This is a genomic window from Paracoccaceae bacterium, assembly GCA_019454225.1.
Taxonomy (GTDB): Bacteria; Pseudomonadota; Alphaproteobacteria; order Rhodobacterales; family Rhodobacteraceae.
In genome coordinates this window covers 789,214-810,362 of the sequence record CP075370.1, presented here as the reverse complement: position 1 = coordinate 810,362, position 21,149 = coordinate 789,214, and the positions used below count along the sequence as shown (strand labels likewise).

Genomic DNA, 21,149 nt, shown 5'->3' with positions numbered 1-21,149 from the left:
CCTCCGCAGGGGTTTTGGGCCAGGATGAAGGCAGGCGGGGTTTAGGGGATCGGGCGGGCGCAGGCAACCGGGATCAGCGCTCGCGCAGCGCCTCCTGCGACTTGTAGAGCGGCTTGAGCAGGTAGGTCAGCACGGTCTTGCCGCCGGTCTGCAACTCCACCTCGGCCTGCATCCCGGGGCGGATCGCCATGGCGGCGGCGCGACCCCGCGCGCTGTCGGGGTCAATGCGCAGCGTCACCTTGTAGTGCGCGGCGGCGTCGGGATCGCGGGCGCGCTCGTCGCGGAACGTGTCGGCGGACACCACGGTGACGGTGGCCTGAAGCGTGCCGTGTATCGTATAGTCATAGGCCGAGACCTTGACCGTGGCCTGCTGCCCCTCGCGCACCGAGGCGATGTTTTCCGGACGCACACGGGCTTCCAGGAACAGTTCCTCATCCAGGGGCACGATCTGCAGGATCTCTTCGCCGGGGCGGACAACACCGCCGATCGTGGTCACCGACAGCTTGTTGACGACGCCGCGCATCGGGGCGATCAGTTCGGTCCGGCCCAGCTGGTCCTCGGCCGCGGTCAGGGTCTGGCGCAGCGTGCCGATCTCCTTGAGCGTCTCGGAGTATTCGGCGGCGCGTTCCAGTTCGGTCTGGGTGACCGTGTCGGAATAGCGGTTCTCGGCGTCGCGGAAGGCGCGGCGGGCGCGGGTCACCTCGATCAGCGGCACCAGCTCGCGCTTCAGCATCGCCTCCATCAGCTCCATTTCCTTCTGCGACTGCGCCATGACCTGGCGGGCGCCGTCACGGCGCGCGATGAAGTCGGCCTGGCGGGCCGAAAGCAGCGCGGCCTCGGACCGGGCGATGTCGGGCAGGCGCGCGGCAAGTTCCGAAGGCGGATCGAATTCGTCGGCGCCGGCCATCTCGGCCTCAAGGCGGTTGCGGCGCAGTTCCAGGGCGGCGATCTGGTCGCGCAGGTCATCGACGCCCGAGCGGTACTGCGTGCCGTGCAGGCGTGCAAGGACCTGACCATGCTCGACCACGTCACCTTCGGCCACATGCAGTTCGGCAAGGATGCCGCCTTCGAGGTTCTGGATGATCTGCGGCCGCGACGAGGAAACGAACTGCCCCGGCGCACGGACGATTTCATCGACCCAGGCCAAGGCCGCCCAGAGCAGGAACACCGCGAACACCCCGGCCACGATGCGGATCGTCCAGCCCGACCGGGCCAGGCCATGTTCGAACTCGGCCGGATCGATGGTCGTCATGCGGCAGGCCCCTTGGTCAGATGGGCCAGCACGGCTTCGCGCGGGCCATCGACGGCCAGGCGCCCGTTCTGCAGGACGAGCACGCGATTCGTCAGCGTCAGGATCGGCATGCGATGCGTGGCGATCACCGCCGTCCGGCCCTGCAGCCAGAAGGACAGGCGGCTGACCAGTGTGCTTTCAAGCGTCTGGTCAAGCGCCGCCGTCGGTTCGTCGAGGATGACCACCGCAGGATTCTGCAGCCAGAGCCGCGCCCAGCCGATCGATTGCCGCTGACCCACCGACAGCCCGTCGCCACCCTCATGGATCGGCAGGTCAAGCCCGCGCGGATGCGCCCGCACGAACTGCCCGAGGCCGGCGAAGTCGAGCGCCTGAAGCATCCGGTCCTCATCACGCTCCAGCCCGTGCAGGTTGAGGTTGTCGCGCAGGGTCCCCGCGAGCAGCCGCACCTCCTGCGCCAGATACCCGAGGCCGCGGCGCAGGTCGCGCGGATGGATCTGCCCCATGTCGACGCCGTCCAGCAGCACGCGGCCCTGGCCGGGTTCGTAAAGGCCGGCCAGCAGCCGCAGCAGGCTGGACTTGCCCGAACCGTTTGCACCCAGAACGGCGACGTGCTGACCCGGCGGGATGCCAAGCGCGGGAATGTCCACCACCGGCGCGCCCTTGGGATCGTAGCGGAAGGTCAGGCCGCGCAGTTCGAATGCCCCGGTCAGCCGGTCGCGGCGCAGATAGCTGCGCGTCGGGTCCTCGATCTGGGGCGCGTTGGCGATGGCGTCGAGCGCGTCGAGCGCCGCCTTGACATTCGACCAGCGCGCCAGGGTGGAGGCAAGCTGCGACAGCGGGCCGAGGGTGCGGCCGGTCAGGATGCCGATGGCGATGATCGTGCCCACCGTGAAATCGCCCGCGAACACCAGATAGGCCCCGGCGACGACGGCAGCGACATAGGTGACCTGCTGCACCGCCTGCGCCCAGGTGGTCAGCGCCGCCGTCAGCCGGCGCTGATCGGAGGATTTGGCCGCGGTCAGCGCGGTCATTTCCGACCACAGCCGCTTGACCCGATCCTCGCCCCGCTGGGTGGCCAGCGTTTCCGCCTCGTGGATCGATTCATACAGCAGTCGGGCTGCGCGGGTCGCGGCCCCCTGCGTGGCCGCCGTCAGCGCGACCATGCGCTTCTGGAAAAGGAAGCCGGGCGCCACCATGAGAACGCCGCCGAGGATCAGGATCCAGACCACCGGACCGCCGATCGAGGCGACCAGCAGCAGGAAGATGATCAGGAACGGCAGGTCGGCGACGGTGCCGATGGTCGAGGCCGTGAAGAATTCGCGCACCGACGAGAATTCGCGCATGGCCGCGAACAGTTCGGACGGCTTGCGGTCGCCCGGGGCGGCCCGCATGCCCAGCAGCCTTGTCATCAGCGCGGTCTGCACCGACATCTCGATCCGCTTGCCCGTGGCGTCCATCAGCGACGAACGCGCGGATTTCAGCAGCCCTTCAAGACCGACGGCCAGCATGGCGCCCAGCGCCAGCACCCACAGCGTCGGTTCGGACTGGTGCGGGATGACCCGGTCGTACACCTGCAACGAGAACAGCGCGACCGCGACCGCCAGAAGGTTCGCCACCAGCGAGCCGGTCGCGACCTCGACCATCGGGCGGCGGTGGCGCAGGAACTCGCCCCAGAACCAGTGGGGCGCCGCACCGGGCAGGGCATGGCGTGCGGCCAGATCGGCAAGGGTGACCCGTGCCTTCAGTATCCGGCCCGCGAAAACGCGGGCGAACTCGGCCTGCGGCACCTCGGCCCGGGCGTCGGGGCATGTGGGGTCATAGACGGTCAGCACGGTACCCGCCTGCGACAGGACCAGCACAAGCTGACCCGATGTCATCTCGGCCAGCGCCGGCCAGAGATCGGGACGCGGCGTCCGGGCGGTGGTGACCCGGGCGGCGAGACCGGCAGAACCCAGCGCGGCGGCCAGGGATTCAAGGCCGGGGGCGGTGTCGCGCGCCGAGGCGGGAAGCTTTTCCAGGATGTCGACGGCGGGAATGGCCACACCCATCACCCCGGCATAGATCGACGCCAGATCGGCCCGCGCCTCGGCGCGATTGCGCGGCGCGGCGGGCGACGGTTCGGGTGCCGGGATCGCCTGCAGGGCAGGGCCACCGGGGCGCAGGGGCGGCGCGTCGGCCACCACGGGGCCGATGGTCAGCGCCACCGGCGCGGCCTGCTGCGCTGCGCGGCCCGCCTGCGGATCGAAGGCAACCACGCGCTGCGTCACATCCGCCCCCCATCCACCAGAACGCCCCGCATCTGCGCCTGCCGCAGGCGGAGCAGCGCCATCTCGTAGACGAGCCCGGCCTGTTCGCGTTCCAGCCGCGCCAGCGTCTCGGTCATCGTCACGAGATCCATCAGCGGACGGCGACCGACCTCGTACTGGTCGGCGTAGAGCTTCTGCGCGGCCTCGGTCTCGGACAGCACCTTCGCGGCTTCGGTCCGCCTGGCGGCAAGCTCGGAAATCTGACGGTCCAGGGCCACGATCTCGCGGTCGGCGGCCTCCTTCGCCTCGGCCAGGTTCTGCGCTGCCAGGGTCTCGGTCGCCTGAAGCGCCTCGAGGCTGGCGGGCGTTCCGCGCGAGAACAGCTTGTCCGCACCGAGATTGACGCTGCCCTTCAACCCGTCGGGGGTGATCGTGGCCCCGGCCCCGATCCCGGGCAGATGCGCGGCACGGTCGATGCGGGCCTGCGCGACAGTCCGCCGGCCCTCGCCATCGGCACGCAGCACCGTCAGCGGCACGGTTCCGGGTGGCACGCCCGCGATATCGGACAGCCCCGCCACGTCGGGCGACGCCCTGCCGGTCAGCGTGGCCAGTTCGGCACGCGCCGTCGCCTGCGCCTCACGGTCGCGGGCGGCGGTGGCGCGCATCTCGGCCAGTTTCTGCGCGACGACCCGCTGTTCGGACCTGTCGGACAGACCGCCCTCGACCCGCCCGTCGATGATGCGGGCATAGTTCGCCATGCGGGAGACGGAGCGGTCGGACACCGCGATCAGCGCGCCTGCGCGCTCGGCCTCGATGTGCCGGGCAATCCCGTCATGGACGCGGGCGTTCATGTCTGCGGCAAGCGCAACCGCCGCCACCTCGACATCCGCGGCCGCAAAGGCACGCTCCGCCTTGCGGCGACCGTTGTCGAGCAGCACCTGCTGCACCAGCAAACCGGCCGCGATCGAACCCAGCGAGGTGAGCGAGACATCGGGGCCCAGGGCGGGAAGCCAGGTCTTCGCCTTGGCCTCGGCCTTCAGCCGCGCGACGCGCAGTTCGGCGGCGGCGGCGCCCTGGCTTGCGCCCAGCACCGCCTCGGCCACCCTCGCATAGGCGCTGCCGGGCGGCAGAACCGAGCGGCGGGCGACCAGATCGTCGATCACGGCAGAACGCCCTTCGTCACGTTCGCCGCGATCGGCTGCCGCGCGCGCGACCTCGCCCTTGCCATCGGGGGCGACGGCCGGGTCCGAAGGCCGGCCGGCGAACATGCCGACGCCCGGACCGCCACCCGTCCCCATGCACCCCGACAGGATCAGGGTGACCATCAGCCATGTCGGGGTCCGCGCGCCCCCCCCTGTGCGGCTGCCGGAGCCTGCCACCGGACGCCCCGTCAGATCGTCGTCCGGATGTCGTCATCCAGCAGCAGTGTCGCGCCCGAACTGCCCAGCGTGTAGATCGTGTACCGCTGCCCGTCGATCATCTCGCTGGCACCTGTCGCGGTCGCGCCGACCATCGTGACCACGTCGTCGTTGCCACCCTTGATCACCAGCCGGTCCTCGGGACCGGTCAGATCACGAAGCTGGGTCTCGGTGATCGTCAGGCGGGCATCGGGCGCAAAGGTCAGGTCGATGGCCGAGAAGTCGAAGTTGGCCAGGCCGCCACGGCCCAGGTTGACCGTCGGCGCGTTGGTGTTGTCGACGATCAGCAGCGTGGACGACTGGTTTCCGGCCGCATCGCTCGTGTTGATCACCAGGTAGCTGCCGTCCGGCACGGTGGAAGCGAAACGGAAGTTCGTCTCGTCGAACAGCGTGTCGTCGGTGCGGGTGGCGTTGATGGTCTGCTGGTTGCCGTTCTGGTCGATGCGGGTGAAGGCATAGGTGTCGCTCGTTGCCTCGGTGCCGATGCCGCGCAGGCCATTTGCATCGCGCGAGAAGGAGAGAACGTCGGGCGAGCCCGGCGCCACGGTATCGACGGCAAAGGCCTCGGTCAGCGTGGCGGTGTTGCCTGCGCGATCCGTTGCCGTAATGGTGGCAGAGACATTCCGTTCGCCCTGCGGCAGGTCGGCCGCGCCGAACAGAACCGACCATGTGCCGCCAGCCGTCGCGACCGCTGTCTTTTCGGCGCCTGTGGACAGCCGCACCACAACCGTCGATCCCGGTTCGGCGGTGCCGCCCAGCGGCAGCCCGGCCTGCACCTCGACCGCGTTCAGCACCCCGTCGCCGCCGATCGGGCCGCCGGTGCGGGTGAAGGGCGTCACCAGCGTGTCGACCTGCACGGTTTCCGTCATCGTGGCGGTGTTGCCCACGCGGTCGGTCGCGGTGGCGGTCAGGGTCACGGCGTTTTCGCCGGCAGGGATATCGCCGGGCGGGATCGTCACGGTCCAGGTGCCATCCGCGGCGACCGAGGCCGGTCTTGACGATCCGCTGCCGAAACGCACCATGACGGTCGACCCCGGTTCGACCGTGCCCGTGACGGTCAGGCCGCTGGCGGCCTCGACGCCGTTCAGCACATCATCCGCCCCCGTGGACAGCCCGACACGGCGGAAGTTCTGCACCTCGGTATCCACGGCCAGCGCATGCGTCGCCGTTGCGGTGTTGCCCGCGGCATCGGTCGCGCTGACCGTGACGGTCGCGTTGTAGGTGCCGGTCCGCACCTCGGCCGGGCTCCAGTTCGCGGTCCAGGTGCCTGCGCCATTTGCCGTGACGGTGCGCGTCACCCCTTCGAAGGTCACGGCCACGGTCGCACCGGCCTCGGCGCGGCCGGTCAGGATCAGACCCGATGTGCGCTCGGCGCCCGACAGGATATTGTCGCCACCCGCCTGCGCCGCATCGACCGAGACCGAGGTCACGGTGTCGATGCGCACGGCGTGATTGCGCGTGGCCGTATTGCCCGCCGCGTCGGTCGCCGTGACGGACACTGTCGAGGCATACTCGCCCGAGGCAAAGCTCGATGCCGGGAGGGTCGCGGTCCACCGGCCATCGGCGCCCGCCATCGCGGGCAGGGTCGTGCCGTTCCAGGCGATGCTGAGGCTGGCACCGGGCTGCGCCGCACCGGCCAGCACCACACCGCCTGCCGCCTCGGTCGCATTCACGACATCGTCGCCTGCCACCGGCGTGTCGAGCGACACATAGGTCAGCGTGTCGACCTTGAAGGTCGCGGTCGTGGAGGAACGGTTGCCCGCGGCATCCGAGGTGGTGGCAGTGATCGTCGCGTCGTACTCACCCGGCGCGATCTGGCCCGGCCCATAGCTGATCGACCATGTGCCACCCGCGCTGACGGTGGCGGTGCGGGTTTCTCCGGCGACAGTCACGCTGATCGTTGCGCCGGGTGTCGAGGTGCCGGTGATCTGGAAGCCGGACCCGGCCTCGGCCGCGTTGACCATGTTGTCGGCGGTGACCGGATTGATGGCCAGCGGGTGCGGAACCGTGTCGATCTGGACCGCCCGCGTCGCGCTTGCGGTGTTGCCCGCCGTGTCGGTCGCGGTGACGGTCACGGTCGAGGCATATTCGCCCGCCGGAATCGACGCCGCGGGATAGGTGACCGTCCAGGCGCCCGATGCGCCGACGGTGGCGGGCAGTGTCACGCCGTTCCACGAAACGCTGACGGTTGACCCGGGCTGCGCGGTGCCGGACAGCGCGATGCCACCCGCGGCTTCGGCCGCATTCACCACGTCATCCCCGGCAACCGGCCCGCTCAGCGTGACCGAGGTCACGGTATCCACCCGCAGGGTGTGGGTGGTCGAGGACGGGTTGCCCGCGGCATCGACGGTGGTCGCCGTGATGGTCGCATCATATTCGCCGGGCGCCAGAACGCCTGCCGGATAGGATACCGCCCAGGCGCCGGACGCGCCGACGACGGTGGTCAGGGTCTGGCCCCCCAGCACGACCGTGATCGTCGCGCCTGCGGTTGACGTGCCGGTGATCTGGAACCCGGCGCTCGCCTCGGCGGCGTTCACGGTGTTGTCGGCGGTCACAGGATCGACCGCCAATGGGTGCGGAACCGTGTCGATGACGACGCGGTCGGTGATCGTGGTGGTGTTGCCCAGCGGATCGGTCGCCACGACCGTGATGCCGCTGGTGTATTCGCCGCCCGGCAGTTGCGTCGGCGTGAAGGTCACCGACCAGTTGCCATTCGTGCCGATGGTCGTGGTCTGCGTGGCACCGCCCACGGTGACAACCAGCGTGGCGCCGGGTTCGCCGGTGCCGCCCACGGTCACACCATCGGTATGGTCGACCGCGTTCTCGACATGGCCGGTGCCCTCGGTGCCGAAGCCGAAGGACACGTCGGGGGGCGTCAGGTCCAGGATGAATGTGGGGCCGTCCAGCACGATGCCGTTGCCGCCGCCCGGCGGCGTCACCGTGACCACGGCCTCATGCGTTCCGTCGTCGGGCAGACCGGTCTCGGGGAAGGTCACGCCCCAGGTTCCGCCGCCGCCGATGGTGGTGGTCTGGGTCTGGTCGCCGATCACCACGACCACGGTGTCGCCCGGCTCGCCCGTTCCGGTAACCACAAGCTGCGGGTTCGGCGTGTTCGTCGTGACGGTATGGGACGACTCCGGACCATCCACGGTCGGGGTTGCACGGCCACCACCACCGCCGCCACCGCCGCCGCCACCGACGATCAGGCCGCCGCCGATGATCGCGGCCGCCGGCAGCGCCCCGCCGCCAAGCCCGGCCAGCAGCCCGGGGATGAAGGCGGCCATGCCGGCGGGATCATCGCCGGTGCCCTGTGCCATCACCAGGGTCTCGCCCCGGTCGAACCGCAGGTCGTCAAGCGCCGAGAACTTTCCCCAGCCCTCGGAGGGGCCGTAGCTGGCATAGAGTGTCCCGCCTCCGCCGTCGGTCAGGAACACCTCGGCGATTGCGCCATCCGATGACAGGAACAACCGGTTCGCCGCATCCGGCGCCGCATCGTAGAACCCGGAAAGGACGATTTCCCTGCCGTCGATCAGGCGGACGATCAGGTTCGCGCCGTCGCGCTCGTACCCTACGACATGCGCCGGAGCCAGGTTCAGCGAGACAGACTCGCCTGACCCGACCTGAAGAAAGGAACTGCCGCCATCGCCGGCAACCGCACCACGTGCCACCGCGCCCGCTGAACTGCGGACGGCGTATTCCACCGCCTTGACCATCTTACTACTCCGCCTCGTGTGCCCGCCTGAGGGGGGCTTGCCTTTTTTCGGCCCTTGTTCGGACCTATTGCGGCCATTCTTAGCCGTTTCCGCGCGACATTTCCAGATATTTGCGAGGGCAGGCAAGAAAAACGCTGGATTCCCGGGAGTATAGCAACCGCGCCACAATCCAGAGGCGAATGGCGGGGTCCGGATGCCCGAATTCCACGCCTCCCCATGGAAAAGGTGTCAGCGCCCGCGCACCCAACCTGCGGCCGCCGGGCGCAAACGGACGGCCAGCGACACCATCGCGTAGACCGCAAATCCCACCGGGTCGGAGACGGCCAGCCGCAGCAGGCCCGAAAGCCGCAGGCGGTGCTTGCCCTCGTTGGCCAGCAGTGCGGGATGCAGCCGCGCGATCTCGGCCACACCGGCATCCTGGCGCTGCCGCACGCGGACAAGCGCAGCGAACCCCTCGATCATCGGCCATTGATAGGTCGCAGGACATTCCAGCCGCTCTGCGGGGGTGAACAGCAATCGAACATAGGTGTCGTCGGATATCAGGTCGGGAAATGCCGCCCAGCGTTCGCGCCCTGCCCCGTTCACCGCGAACAGGCCAAAGCCCGGCGCCGCGCCCGCAGCAAAGGGCAGGCGCTGCCAGAACCGGGCATAGGCCCGCGTCACCCTGCTGCGCGGGGGTGGGATGACCGGACGGCCGGTCGCATATCGCGGGGCAGGATCATGCAGCACCAGAACGATCTGTGCCATGAGCGGCGGACTGACCCGCACATCCGCATCCAGATAGGCCCGGGTTTCGCCCATCGCGACGGTATCGCCCAGGTTCAGCGCGCGCACCTTGCCACCCTGTACGATCTCTTCCACCGTCAGGCGCCAGCCTGCGGCCTCGGCCCTGGCGCCCATCGCCCGCGCGCGGTCGGCGGTATCGTCGGTGCAACCGTTCGCCACCACCACGGCCTCTGCCCCGCCCGGGATGCGGCCCGATGCAAACAGCGCGGCAAGACAGGCGCCGATGTGGTCGGCCTCGTTCGAGGCGGGGATGATCACACTCAGCACGCGGCGCAGCCCTGCGCCAGTGCGCGCCAGCGCGGGTTGTCGTCACCCAGATGGCGCAATGCGCCCCAGCTTCCCCATTTCGAGGGCGCCTCGACATCGGTGAAGGCGTTGAAGGGCGCGTCCGTCAGCGCCGCCCAGCCATCCAGCAGCCGGGTATAGAGATCGCCCATCTCGGGCGAATAGTTCAGCGCGTGGAAGAACGCCGTCAGTTCCGCATCCTCCAGCCCCTCGCCCAGTGCCACGACATGCGTGCCGCCCTCGTACATCACAAGGCGCAGCCCTGCGGCCTGCGCCGCCTGCGCATGGTGCGGCAGCACCACGGTCAGCAGGTGGACCAGCGTGTCCTCCGCCTGGCCGGTCACGAAGCCGCTTTCCAGTTCGGCGGCGGCCCGCGCGATGGCCAGGTCGTGGCGATGCGCTGCCAGCCATGCCTCGCGCGCGGCACCCGTCAGCCCCTGCGCATCGGCCTGCATCGCCGCGGCGCGCAGGCTTTCGGTCAGCCAGCCACGCACGACCGGCAGGCGTTCGGGTGTGCCCAGCGCGGCCGCAAAGTAGCCGGTGACGGCATAGGCATCAAAGGCGGTCCGGGGTGCGGGCAGCCCTTCGGCCACCACAAGGGGTGCGTTCAGGATCTGGTCCTCAAGACCAAGCCAGCCCGTCTGGCTGGAGATCACACGGACCAGCCGGTCGGGCGCGGCCGGGCCAAAGGCATCGCGCCAGATATCGGCCACCTGCATCGCGCGCAGTCCGTAATACTGCACCCAGCTTGTCGCATCGCCCCAGCGTTCGCGCCCGCGGTCATCGGCCCAGCGCGACTGGTCGAACTGCCAGTTCCACACCTCGTTGGAATACTCGACATGCGCGCGCAGCCCCGGCGCCAGCCCGTCGCGAACCACCGCCGCAATCTCGCGCACCAGCGCATCCTCGGCGGCATGGGGAATGGTGAACCAGGGATCGGCGCCCAGCTGATTGGCCAGCGCGACCATCACCTCCACCGGAACACCCGCCCGCGCCCAGGTGAAATCGGCGGGGCGCGGGCGGTCCGCCGCCTGAGCGAGCGTCGCGTTGTTCGTTGCCATCCAGTCCATGAACCGCACCAGCCTCACCCCCCGCAGGCGCGCCAGCCAGTCGGGGTTGAAGATCGCCCCCGCAGCCAGGGCCGCCGCGCGATCCTCGCGCACCAGCACGAGGTCGCGGATCGGATCGGCGGGGTCGATCGCGGTCAGCGTCAGGATGACCGCGCCCTCGCCCGGCGCATAGTCGAAGGTGATGCGCCCCGGCGCATAGGCCCGGTTCGCGGCGCGTCCCTCCAGCGTCAGGTCGCCCTTGCCCGCCCAGCTCAGCACGTAGCGGCCAGCCGCGTGGCGCGCCGTCGCGGGCAGATCGGCCAGCACCAGCGTCGACAGGCCGGTGGCCCCCACCGGCAGCGACCGGGGCCAGCCCTGCGGGCTGACATGCCCGCCCGCCACCATGTCGTCATGGTCGAACCCGCCCCACTGCCCGGGACGATGCCCGATCCAGGGACGGGCGGTCTTCACCACGTTCAGGAAGGGCTGTTGCACCGACCAGTCGTTCACACCCGAAAGCCCGAAGCCGAGGTTCGGGTTGCTGATGCCGGGCAGCGCCCCGATGTCCGGGGCGGGGGCCATTTCGGGGGCCGATGCTGGGGCCAATTCTGGGGCCGGTGCCGGGGGCACGGACACGGCCGAGGGCTCCGCGGGCGCCTGCTCGCCCGCGCCGCCACCCCCGGCCGCAGGCGGTTCGGGTGCAGCCGCGGGCAGGGGTGCGGACGGCTCCACCACAGGCTGTACCGGAACCGGTGCGGCGGCCAGCCATGCCTCTTCCTGCGCGCGCCAGTCCGCCAGCGCCGCGGCGGCTACGCGCTGCATCGCCACCGCCATGTCGTCGGGAACGACCGCGGCACGGTTCAGCCAGTGGCGCGTCAGGCGCGCCGGCAGGCCCTCGGGGCTTTGCCCGGTGATCGCGCCCACATGCACCAGGGCCACAAAGTAGAGCCCCCGGCCGTTCGGATGGATGTCGTCGTCGAACAGATCCTCGATCCGCGAGAGGCCGGGCACCGACCCGGCCTCGATCGCCGTTTTCAGACGCCCCATCGCCTGCCCTGCCGGAATCAGGCGGGCGGCGGGCGCGCCGGGCGGGCGGGCCGCGTTTGCCGCCTCGACCAGCGACCACCAGACCGGCAGATCGGCCTCCAGCCGGTCGGGCCAGGGGGTCGCGGCGCCGGGATCGCCGTCGATCACCGTTCCGGGCCCCGATCGCAGCGAATGCCATGTCTCATAGACAAAGACCCGCGCATCCGGCCGTGCCGCCCAGGCCAGGCCCGCCCAGTCGGCCACCGCCGCGCGGCTGCCCGCCCATTCGACCTGCGCGGCCAATGGCAGCGCCTCGGTCAGGATCAGGACATCGGTCGCCCCGCGCGCCAGTTCCTCCGGGCCGCTCACGCCCTCGGCCTCGGCGGCGCGGGTGCGGTTCCATGACAGCGGCGCGCCGTTGATGACCTGCCGCGACACCTCGGCAGGCAGGCCGGCGTGTTCCAGCCCGGCCTCGACCATGGCAGGCAGGTCAGGGCCGACCAGGCTGTGCCCGATCATCAGGACCTTCGCAAGGAACCCCAGAACCGACATCAATCCTGACCCGCCATTCCGGAAGGACGATAGCCAAGGACCGCGCGCCAGACCAGACGCTGCATCGCAGCGGCGGCCTCCGGTTCCGGGGCAGTGGCCGGGCTGCCATCGGCACGGGTCAGCGCATGGGGCAAGCCCTCGGGGCTGCGGCCATAGAGCACGGCGAAATGCGTCAGCGCCACGACATAGGCGCCGATATCGTTCAGGTGGATCGGGTCGAGCATGCCCTCGGGCGTGCGTGCGAAAAGGTCGTCGCGTGTCGTCAGGCCGGGAATCTCGCCCGCCTCGACGGCGCGGACGACGGCGGCCATGGCCTGCCCGGCCGGAATCACATGGATCGTGCCAACCCCGGAGCGCGCCATGGCCTGCCGCAGCAGCACCCCTTCCCACAGCCGTGGCAGGTCGGCATCCAGGCGTGACAGCCAGCCATCGGGATCATCAAGCCGGTGCCAGGTTTCATACAGATAGACGCGCGCGTCGCCCCGCCCGGCCCGCGCCAGGGCGGCCCAATCGGCCAGCGCCCTTGCGCTGTCGTGCCACCGGATCGCGTCGCGCAGTTCCACCATCTCGGTCAGGACCACCGCGTCATAGTCTCCCGATGCCAGGGCAGCGCGGGCCGGACGAAAGGCGGGCGTGCCGTTCTCCTGCTCGAAGCCCGGCACCTCGTCCCGCCAGTGCTGGTCAAGCGAGGCACCCCAGCCAAGCTGGCTGTGCCAGGCATGGCCATCAAGGCCTGCCGCCCCGGCCAGTTGCGCCACCATCGCCGGCATGTCGCGGCCGACCAGGCTGTGGCCCAGGTGATAGATTGACAGCGCTCCCTCCGGGGGTGGAAGGGCGGTCGCATAGCGGGCGGCGAAGGCGGCATCATCCAGCGCCGCCGGCAGCGCGATGGCCCGCCACAACGCGAAGGCCGCCACCCCTGCCCCGGCCGCGCCCGCCGCAAGCTTCCACCACCGTTGCATCGCCGCTCCCTTTTCCCTGCTCCTGAATGTGCTATTCCAGGCGCCGCATGCCAATCCTTCAATAGGATAGGCCAGGGGGATTGCGATGACGCATCTGTGGGTAAGGGCCGAGCAGCGCCCGAACGAAGAACGCGTCGGGCTGATGCCCGACGGCGCGGCGGCGCTGATCGCGGCAGGCATTCGGGTGACGGTCGAGCAATCGCATGTCCGTGCCGTGCCGATCGACGGCTATGTCGCCGCCGGTTGCGAGATCGCGGCCCCAAACTCGTGGCCCGACGCGCCCCGCGACGCCATCATCTTCGGCCTCAAGGAACTGCCCGAGGACGGCACGCCGCTGCCGCACCGCCACATCATGTTCGGCCATGCCTTCAAGGGCCAGCCTGCCGGGCAGGTTCTGCTGCGCCGCTTCGCAGCGGGCGGCGGCACGCTTTACGATCTGGAGTATCTCGTGGATGCCTCGGGACGGCGCGTGGCGGCCTTCGGCTACTGGGCGGGCTATGCCGGGGCAGCGGTCAGCCTGAAATGCTGGGCCGCGCAACGGAAGGGCGGGCTTTGCGGCCCGGTCGCCACCTACGCCGGGCGCGATGCGCTGCTGGCCGATCTGGCGCGGGATCTGGGCGATGCCGCGCGCCCCTCGGCCATCGTGATCGGCGCGCTCGGCCGGGTGGGCACGGGGGCATCCGACCTGTGCACCGCGCTCGGTGTCGCGGTCACACGCTGGGACATGGCGGAAACCGCCCACGGCGGACCCTTTCCGGAAGTCCTGGCGCATGACATCTTCCTGAACTGCATCCTGGCGCGTCCCGGATGCCCGGTGTTCGTGCCCGCCAGCGCCCGGACCGCGCCGCGCGCGCTGCGGGTGATCGGCGACATCGCCTGCGACCCGACGTCCGATTTCTCGCCCGTGAAGGTCTATGACCGGGTCACCGACTGGGCGGCGCCGGCCTTGCGGGTGCATGACGTGCCGCCGCTGGACGTGATGGCGATCGACAACCTGCCCTCGCTGCTGCCGGTGGAGTCGAGCGCGGACTATGCGGCGCAGTTGCTGCCCGCGCTGCGCACGCTGGGCGAGCTTGAGGGCGGTGTCTGGGGCCGGGCGCGCGACACCTTCGCGCAACACATGGCAAGGCTTGGAAAGGATGTGGCATGACGATCCATTGGTGTGGCACGGGCCTGTCATCGGTTCCCGGTCTGCGGCGGCTGATCGCGGCGGGGCATCCGGTGGCGGTGTGGAACCGGACGGTCGAGAAGGCGCGCGCCGAGGTGGGCGACCTGACCGCCGACATCCGGCCTTATTCGCTCGACGCGCTGCGCGGGGCGCTGCAGCCCGGCGACCTGGCCGTGTCGATGCTGCCGGCAGACCAGCATGTCGGCATTGCCGCCGCCTGCCTGGCGAAGGGCGCGCATTTCGTGTCGTCCAGCTATATCGCGCCCGAGATGCGGGCGCTTGACGCGGCGTTCCGCGAGGCGGGGCTGGCATCGGTGAACGAGGTGGGGCTGGACCCCGGCATCGACCACCTGATGGCGCATGACCTGGTGGCCGACTATCGCGCCAGCGCGGCCTACGACCCGGCGAACGTGCTGTCCTTCACCTCTTATTGCGGCGGCATCCCGAAGCGGCCGAACGCGTTCCGCTACAAGTTCTCGTGGTCGCCGCTGGGGGTGCTCAAGGCGCTGCGGTCGCCGTCGCGGTCGCTGCGCCATTTCAGCGAGCTTTCGGTGCGTCGGCCCTGGGACGCCATCACGCGCTATGACGCGCCGCTGCCGCAACCCGAGACCTTCGAGGTCTACCCGAACCGCGACTCGATCCCGTTCATCGCCGAGTACCGTTTCGATCCCGCCTGGAAGGTGCGCGATTTCGTGCGGGGGACGATCCGGCTGTTGGGGTGGTCGGACGCATGGGCGCCGGTCTTTGCCGAGATCGAGGGGCTGGAGGGGCCCGCGGGAGAGGCACGGCTGGCCGAGATGGCGGCAGAGTTCTGGGCCCGGAACGCCTATGAGGGCGCGGACGATCCCGACAGGGTGGTGCTGTTCGTCAGCCTGAAGGCCGAGCGGGACGGGATTCCGGTCTACCACCGGACCTGGGCGATGGATGCCTGGGGGGATGCGCGGGGCACGGCGATGGGCCGGCTGGTCTCGGGGCCGGTGTCGCTGGCGGTCGAGTCGGTCCTGGCGCGCGAGTTTCCCGCGGGCGTCCACCCTGCGCCGCACGATCCCCGGCTGGTGGGCCGCTGGCTGGGCGAGGTGCAGACGATGGCGCAGTATCTGGCGCGGGTGGACCACCTGGCCTGAGCAGGGCGTCCCACGGTGGGACGCTTTTCTGCATCAATGATTCCAATGGGTTGACCTGGCCGCGTTAATCTTCTGTTAACAACTGCGCTCCGCGGGGGCCGCGGGCGGTCAGCCGTTCCGCCCGCCCACGAGCCGATACCAGAGCCAGTCGGGCAGCATCTGACCGATGCGGAAGAACATCGAGAAGACGAAGGGGAAACTGCGCTTGAAGTGATCCGAGCACATCAGTTCGAACATTTCCTGCGCGGCGGCTTCGGGCTCCATCAGGAAGGGCATGGCGAAGTCGTTCTTCGCCGTCAGCCGGGTGCGGATGAAGCCGGGGTTGGCCACCTGCACCTGAACGCCGGTTCCGCGCAGGTCGGCATGCAGGCTTTCGGCCAGCGCCATGGTGCCCGCCTTGGACGCGGCATAGCCGATGGCGCCCGGCAGGCCGCGGAACCCCGACAGCGAGCCGGTGATCACGACATGACCGGCGTCTCGCGCCACCATCTGCGGCAGGGCCGCGCCGATCACCCGGGCGCAGCCGGTCAGGTTGATGTCGCACATCGCCTCGGCCCGGTCGGCGTCCCACTGCTGCGCGCGCATCGGCCAGTAGACCCCGGCAAGGAACACGACGCCGTCGATCTCGCCCGCTTCGGCCGCCGCGGCGCGCACCGAGGCGCTGTCGGCCACGTCGCAGGGAATGGCGCGTGCGCGGCCCGGCATCGCGGCAACGGCCTGGTCCAGACGGTCGGCGGATCGCGCGGACAGGATCACCTCGGCCCCGGCGCCGCTGATCCGGCGGGCGAGGGCAAGGCCCAGCCCCTCGGACGCGCCCACCAGCCAGTAGCGTTTTCCTGTCCAGTCCCTCATGCCGCGCGCTCCTGCCTGTCGGGGGTGGCCACGGCCGCAACGGCCGGGGCGGGGCGCATCGTGGCCACCAGTTCGGCCACCTTCACCCCGAACTTGAAGAACTGGCTGCGGTTGATGATGGTTCCGTTGTCCATCAGATACATCCAGTCCGTGACGTCCAGAACATGCCCGCCGGCATCGGCCGCCAGCCTGATGCGGTAGGTCATCACCACGCCTGCCCCCTCGGCCCGTCCGGCGCCCGTGCCGACCACATCGGGGGCGGTCGCGCGGATCGCGCCGTCGGGCGACAGGTGCAGCGTCCAGGCGCGGTGCTGCACCGCGCCGCTGTCATAGCGGAAGGTTTCGGACAGCGTCCCGGTGGCGCCGTCCCATACGCCGTTCATGTCGGCCACGAAGCGCGACGCGACACGCCCCGTCGGGCCATAGATCACACCTTCGCAGAGGATGGGGCCGGACAGGTGGCGGCGCGGATCGAAATGCGGCCCCTTGCCGGACAGGTCTGCCGGTGTCTGCGCGCGGAACCCGAAGCGCCGCGACCACAGCGCCACCAGCATCAGCGCGACGGCAAGTCCGGCAAGAAAGGCAAGGGTCGATGTCATGGTTCAGGCCTCCGGAACGGGGGTCAGGGCAAGCAGGGCAAGTGCGGCGCATTTCAGGGCGCAGGGCACGGCGGCATAGAGCAGGACAAGCGTGGTCAGGGCGGTTTCGGCGTTGTCGGGCCCGGGCTGGAAGCCCGCCGCGCCGAGCAGGGGCAGAAGCACGGCCGCCGCGATCGCCAGCGCCAGTTTCGAGGCGAAGGACCACAGGCCGAAGGCCATGGCCTGCCCGCCGGGGCGGGCCGACAGGTGGCGGGCGAAGATCGCCGGAAGCAGCACCATGTCGGCGCCCAGCGCGGCCCCCGATGCCGCGCAGATCACGGCGAAGCGCAGGGTATCGCCGGGACCGAGTGTCAGGGTGAAGGCGAAGGACAGGATGGCAAGCGTCATGCCCGCCAGCAGGATGCGGCGCGCGCCATGGCGGGCGGCAAGCCGGCTCCACCCCGGGGCCGAGACGGCGGCGGCGAGGAAGAACAGCAGAAGCAGCGGCCCCTCCATGCCCGGGGCGGCAAGGCGGCTTTCCACGAAGAACAGGAACAGGGTCGAGGTGACGGCCACCGGCGCCGCATTGACCAGCGCCAGCAGCAGCAGGCGGCGTGCCATGCCATCCGCCAGCACGTCGCGCAGGCGCGGAGTTGCCCCTGGCCGCACGCCGGTCCATTCGCCGCGCATGGCGAGCGTTGCCAGCAGGGCGAGCAACGCGAAGCCGAGGGCGAAGGCGGCGAAGGGCCGGCCGGTCGCGCCCGCCAGGGCCACCGGGGCCACGGCGGCCAGCGAGATGCCCAGAAGCGCGCCGCCCTCGCGCCAGCCCGCAAGCCGCAGATGGCCCTGCGGGCCCAGGGTGGCGGCCTTCTCGACGCCCTGCGCGTAGAAGCAGATGGTGAGGAACGAGAAGGCCGAGAACAGGCCCGTCAGCGTCAGCGCGAACCACAGGAGCGGCGCCACCGGCGGCGCCACGGCAAACAGCGCGACCATCGACAGGGCGATGACCGCCGCCGCCCCGGCGACCATGGCGCCGCGAAAGGCCCGGCCGCGTTCCGCGAGCCAGCCCAGCGCCGGGTCCTGCACCACATCCAGCAGCCGCAGGCCGAACAGCGCGGCACCGAGCGCGGCCAGGCTGACGCCATATTCGTCGACGTAGAACTTCGGCGCGTGGATGTAGATCGGCAGGCCCGCGCTGGCGATCAGCGCGGCGAAGAGCGCCCAGGGGGCAAGCCGGGCGGGGGCGGCGCGGGCGGGGGAGATCGCGGTCACCGCGTCACCTCCTCCCCCGGGGGAAGGGGCCGGTTGCGGTAGCGCGCGCCCTTGATCGCAAGGCGCAGCGCCTGCCAGTGGATCAGCGCCAGCACGCGGCGCGATCCGAAGGGGCGGCGCAGGCAGGCGCGCAGGATGGCCCCGGTGGTGAGCGGGCGGCGCGGACCGATCAGGTTGGTGTAGACCCCGCCCTCGGCGTTGTCATGGTCGATCCAGATGCCGATGCGTTCGGGCCGGATGTCGAAACGGAAGCGGTAGGTGCCCGCCCTGGGCTGGAACGGCGAGACGTGGAAGATCTTGCGCGCCTCGACCGTGTCCTCGCGCGTCAGGGCTGCCAGATCGTCGCGGTGGCAGAGATAGGAATGGCGGTCGCCGAAGGTATTGGTGACCTCGGCGATCACCACGCGCAGCGTGCCGGTGCCGTCATGGCAGAGCCAGAAGGACACCGGGTTGAACACATGCCCCAGCACCCGCGGCTGGGCCAGCAGCAGGATGCGGTCGCCGCCCGGAAGGCCATGGTCGCGCAGCACGTCGCGCACCCAGTCGGCGCCCCTGCCCTGCCCGGGCGTGCCGCCGTGGTCGGCATCATGCAGCGACAGAAGGTTCCGGGCGTTGCGCGAGAACAGGCGCGGGCGCTGCGACGCCGCCGGGTCGAGCAGCACATAGTCCACGCGGTAGCGGAAGCTGTTGGCCACCGCGCCCTTGCGTCCGTGGAAGGTTTCCCCGGCGATATGCTCGACCGCGTTCATGCGGCCATCCGGCTGCGGGCCTGCATCGCGGACACCACATCGACGGCCGAGGCAAAGCCGTCCTCATGGAACCCGTCGCGCATCCAGGCGCCGCAGAACCAGGTGGCGCGGTGTCCGTTCATCGCCCGGACGGCCGCCCGCCCCTGTTCGGCGGCCAGATCGTAGACCGGGTGGCGGAAGGTCACCGTATCGTGGACCAGCGCATCGCGGATCGTGCGGTTCGAGTTCAGCGTGACGAACAGCGGATCGTCATGGGGGATCGGCTGAAGCGAGTTCATCCAGTAGGTCAGGTCGATGCGATCGGGGCGGGGACCGGCGGGCTCGACATAGTTCCAGCTGGCCCAGGCGGCGCGACGGCGGGGCATCAGCGTGGCGTCGGCGTGCAGAACGGCCTCGTTCGGCTGGTAGCGGATGGCCGACAGCGCCGCCGTTTCCTCGGGTGCTGCGTCGGACAGCAGCCGCAGCGCATCGTCGGAATGAGTGGCGAGGATGACCTCGTCGAAGCCTTCCCATTCGGCCCCCTCGGCGCGCAGTTGCGCGCCGCCCTCGGCGCGGCGTATGCCCGCCACCGGCGCACCGAGGCGCAGGTCGACACCGTGCATCACCAGCCAGGCCTGAAGCCGCCGGACATATTCGATCGAGCCGCCCCTGACCGTCCACCACTGGTGCTGGCCGCTGGCCGACAGCAGCGCGTGGTTCTGGAAGAAACGCAGCATCGCAGCGGCGGGAAAATCGAGTATCCCCTGCGAGGGGGTCGACCAGATCGCGCCGGAAAGCGGCAGGATGTAGTGATCGCGGAACCACGCACCGGTGCCCAGCCGATCGAGCAGACCGCCGATGGTCATGCCCGGCTCGGCAAGCGAGAGCGCCCGCGCGTTGAAGCGGAAGATGTCACGCAGCATGCGCAGGAAGCGCGGGTTGGCGACATTGCGGCGCTGTGCGAACACCGCGTTCAGGTCCTTGAGCCCGTATTCCAGCCGGCCGCCGGCGATCGAGGCGCCAAAGCTCATGTCGCTTTGCACGGTGGGCACACACAGATCGTCGAACATGGCAACCAGATTGGGATAGTTGACATGGTTGAACACGATGAAGCCGGTATCGACGGGCTGGTCCCCGCGCTTGCCCGCCATGACGGTGCGGGCATGTCCGCCCAGCCGACCCTCGGCCTCGTACAGCACCACGGCGTGATCGCGGGCCAGAAGGTAGGCTGCCGCCATACCCGATATGCCGCCCCCGACAATGGCGATGCGGCGGGGGGCGGGTCCGATTCGTTCAAAGGGCATGAAGCGTGGTCCTGTGCGTTTGCGTCAGGGTTACGGCAAAAGATGCGCGTTGGATCATCTGACAGTTCAGGCTGTCATTTTTTTCTGACACCTGTGCCTTGACGGGCGATTTCGGCGGACCAGATGGAATTGCGAAACGGCAAGTGATCCGATTTCGGCCACATGCCGTAAACGTGACATGACCTTCGACGTCCGGGCGGCCGAGATATCCGATGCAGAGGTGCTGGCGCACACTTATGTTGCGGCCAGCGGTGCTTCGGCTTTGGGGCGAGAACGGCGGAACGTGACGGACGACGTGGTTGAAACGGATTGGGCGGGCCTGCTTTGCCGGGTTCGCGATCATCAGGACAAGGCGGCGTTTGCCGCCCTGTTCCGGCACTTTGCCCCGCGGGTGAAGGGCTTTCTGATGAAATCCGGGGCCAGCGCCACGCTGGCCGAGGAAGTGGCGCAGGATGTCATGGCGACGCTGTGGCAGAAGGCGCATCTGTTCGACCCCGCGCGGGCATCGGTGGCGACCTGGGTCTTCACCATCGCGCGGAACCGCCGGATCGACGCGCTGCGCAAGGCGCGACGGCCCGAACCCGAAGACCTGCCCTGGGGGCCGGAGCCTGAACCCGACCAGGCCGAGGCGTTCGAGATGCAGCAGGAAAGCAACCGGCTGGGCGAGGCACTCGCCCAGCTTCCCGAGAAGCAGCGTGCGCTGATCGAACGCGCCTATTTCGGTGACCTCTCGCACAGCGAGATCGCAGCCGAGACGGGCCTTCCCCTGGGGACGATCAAGTCACGCATCAGGCTGGCGCTCGAACGGCTGCGCCATCACATGAGTTGAAGGCA

15 protein-coding genes are annotated in these 21,149 nt (G+C 69.9%); 3 read left to right on the top strand and 12 right to left on the bottom strand.

All coding sequences use genetic code 11. The features are described from left to right. Positions 1-73: 73 nt before the first annotated feature. From KF887_03835 to KF887_03805, 7 genes are all read right to left on the bottom strand, one after another. The gene (locus KF887_03835; GenBank protein ID QYK42269.1) at positions 74-1,252 is read right to left on the bottom strand and encodes an HlyD family efflux transporter periplasmic adaptor subunit; all 1,179 of its coding nucleotides are present in this window, start codon (positions 1,250-1,252) and stop codon (positions 74-76) included. Continuing rightward, complete coding sequence (locus tag KF887_03830) at positions 1,249-3,300, bottom strand: ATP-binding cassette domain-containing protein (protein QYK43422.1); 2,052 nt, start codon at positions 3,298-3,300, stop codon at positions 1,249-1,251. The genes KF887_03835 and KF887_03830 overlap by 4 nt, the downstream gene beginning before the upstream one ends. Before the next feature lie 215 nt (positions 3,301-3,515). Continuing rightward, on the bottom strand, positions 3,516-4,823 hold the full coding sequence (locus KF887_03825; GenBank protein ID QYK42268.1) for a TolC family protein: 1,308 nt from the start codon (positions 4,821-4,823) through the stop codon (positions 3,516-3,518). Positions 4,824-4,888: 65 nt separating this feature from the next. Beyond that, entirely contained in the window at positions 4,889-8,629 is a 3,741-nt protein-coding gene (locus tag KF887_03820; protein QYK42267.1) for an Ig-like domain-containing protein, read from the bottom strand. A gap of 228 nt (positions 8,630-8,857) precedes the next feature. Next, entirely contained in the window at positions 8,858-9,691 is an 834-nt protein-coding gene (locus KF887_03815; protein ID QYK43421.1) for a glycosyltransferase, read from the bottom strand. Next, positions 9,676-12,327 carry a hypothetical protein gene (locus tag KF887_03810; GenBank protein QYK42266.1) on the bottom strand — a complete coding sequence of 884 codons (2,652 nt, stop codon included), beginning with the start codon at positions 12,325-12,327 and terminating at the stop codon, positions 9,676-9,678. The genes KF887_03815 and KF887_03810 overlap by 16 nt, the downstream gene beginning before the upstream one ends. Beyond that, the gene (locus tag KF887_03805) at positions 12,327-13,289 is read right to left on the bottom strand and encodes a hypothetical protein (GenBank protein ID QYK42265.1); all 963 of its coding nucleotides are present in this window, start codon (positions 13,287-13,289) and stop codon (positions 12,327-12,329) included. The genes KF887_03810 and KF887_03805 overlap by 1 nt, the downstream gene beginning before the upstream one ends. 85 nt (positions 13,290-13,374) lie before the next feature. Between KF887_03805 and KF887_03800 the strand changes: the two genes are divergently transcribed. After that, entirely contained in the window at positions 13,375-14,439 is a 1,065-nt protein-coding gene (locus KF887_03800) for a saccharopine dehydrogenase (protein QYK42264.1), read from the top strand. Then, complete coding sequence (locus tag KF887_03795) at positions 14,436-15,581, top strand: saccharopine dehydrogenase NADP-binding domain-containing protein (GenBank protein QYK42263.1); 1,146 nt, start codon at positions 14,436-14,438, stop codon at positions 15,579-15,581. Before KF887_03800 ends, KF887_03795 begins: the two co-directional genes overlap by 4 nt. A 108-nt stretch (positions 15,582-15,689) precedes the next feature. Here KF887_03795 and KF887_03790 read toward each other — a convergent pair whose 3' ends face one another. From KF887_03790 to KF887_03770, 5 genes are read right to left on the bottom strand one after another with little or no spacing between them, the layout of a single operon-like run. Next, positions 15,690-16,433 (bottom strand): SDR family NAD(P)-dependent oxidoreductase, encoded by a 744-nt coding sequence (locus KF887_03790; protein ID QYK42262.1) that lies wholly within the window; start codon positions 16,431-16,433, stop codon positions 15,690-15,692. Further along, complete coding sequence (locus KF887_03785; GenBank protein QYK42261.1) at positions 16,430-17,032, bottom strand: DUF3833 family protein; 603 nt, start codon at positions 17,030-17,032, stop codon at positions 16,430-16,432. The genes KF887_03790 and KF887_03785 overlap by 4 nt, the downstream gene beginning before the upstream one ends. A 3-nt stretch (positions 17,033-17,035) precedes the next feature. Then, positions 17,036-18,283, bottom strand: coding sequence for an MFS transporter (locus KF887_03780; GenBank protein ID QYK42260.1), 1,248 nt, complete (start codon positions 18,281-18,283; stop codon positions 17,036-17,038). Further along, positions 18,280-19,032 carry a DUF1365 domain-containing protein gene (locus KF887_03775; protein ID QYK42259.1) on the bottom strand — a complete coding sequence of 251 codons (753 nt, stop codon included), beginning with the start codon at positions 19,030-19,032 and terminating at the stop codon, positions 18,280-18,282. The genes KF887_03780 and KF887_03775 overlap by 4 nt, the downstream gene beginning before the upstream one ends. Then, the gene (locus KF887_03770) at positions 19,029-20,315 is read right to left on the bottom strand and encodes an FAD-dependent oxidoreductase (protein QYK42258.1); all 1,287 of its coding nucleotides are present in this window, start codon (positions 20,313-20,315) and stop codon (positions 19,029-19,031) included. The genes KF887_03775 and KF887_03770 overlap by 4 nt, the downstream gene beginning before the upstream one ends. A 178-nt stretch (positions 20,316-20,493) precedes the next feature. On the opposite strand from KF887_03770, the gene KF887_03765 reads away from it, so the two are divergent. Then, the gene (locus tag KF887_03765; GenBank protein QYK42257.1) at positions 20,494-21,144 is read left to right on the top strand and encodes a sigma-70 family RNA polymerase sigma factor; all 651 of its coding nucleotides are present in this window, start codon (positions 20,494-20,496) and stop codon (positions 21,142-21,144) included. Positions 21,145-21,149: the final 5 nt, after the last annotated feature.

Excerpts from the sequence above, each read along its gene's own strand:
- KF887_03835 (QYK42269.1), bottom strand. The coding sequence starts at position 1,252 with ATGACGACCATCGATCCGGCCGAGTTCGAACATGGCCTGGCCCGGTCG.
- KF887_03830 (QYK43422.1), bottom strand. The coding sequence starts at position 3,300 with ATGGGTGTGGCCATTCCCGCCGTCGACATCCTGGAAAAGCTTCCCGCC.
- KF887_03825 (QYK42268.1), bottom strand. The coding sequence starts at position 4,823 with ATGGTCACCCTGATCCTGTCGGGGTGCATGGGGACGGGTGGCGGTCCG.
- KF887_03820 (QYK42267.1), bottom strand. The coding sequence starts at position 8,629 with ATGGTCAAGGCGGTGGAATACGCCGTCCGCAGTTCAGCGGGCGCGGTG.
- KF887_03810 (QYK42266.1), bottom strand. The coding sequence starts at position 12,327 with ATGTCGGTTCTGGGGTTCCTTGCGAAGGTCCTGATGATCGGGCACAGC.
- KF887_03805 (QYK42265.1), bottom strand. The coding sequence starts at position 13,289 with ATGCAACGGTGGTGGAAGCTTGCGGCGGGCGCGGCCGGGGCAGGGGTG.
- KF887_03800 (QYK42264.1), top strand. The coding sequence starts at position 13,375 with ATGACGCATCTGTGGGTAAGGGCCGAGCAGCGCCCGAACGAAGAACGC.
- KF887_03795 (QYK42263.1), top strand. The coding sequence starts at position 14,436 with ATGACGATCCATTGGTGTGGCACGGGCCTGTCATCGGTTCCCGGTCTG.
- KF887_03790 (QYK42262.1), bottom strand. The coding sequence starts at position 16,433 with ATGAGGGACTGGACAGGAAAACGCTACTGGCTGGTGGGCGCGTCCGAG.
- KF887_03785 (QYK42261.1), bottom strand. The coding sequence starts at position 17,032 with ATGACATCGACCCTTGCCTTTCTTGCCGGACTTGCCGTCGCGCTGATG.
- KF887_03775 (QYK42259.1), bottom strand. The coding sequence starts at position 19,032 with ATGAACGCGGTCGAGCATATCGCCGGGGAAACCTTCCACGGACGCAAG.
- KF887_03770 (QYK42258.1), bottom strand. The coding sequence starts at position 20,315 with ATGCCCTTTGAACGAATCGGACCCGCCCCCCGCCGCATCGCCATTGTC.
- KF887_03765 (QYK42257.1), top strand. The coding sequence starts at position 20,494 with ATGACCTTCGACGTCCGGGCGGCCGAGATATCCGATGCAGAGGTGCTG.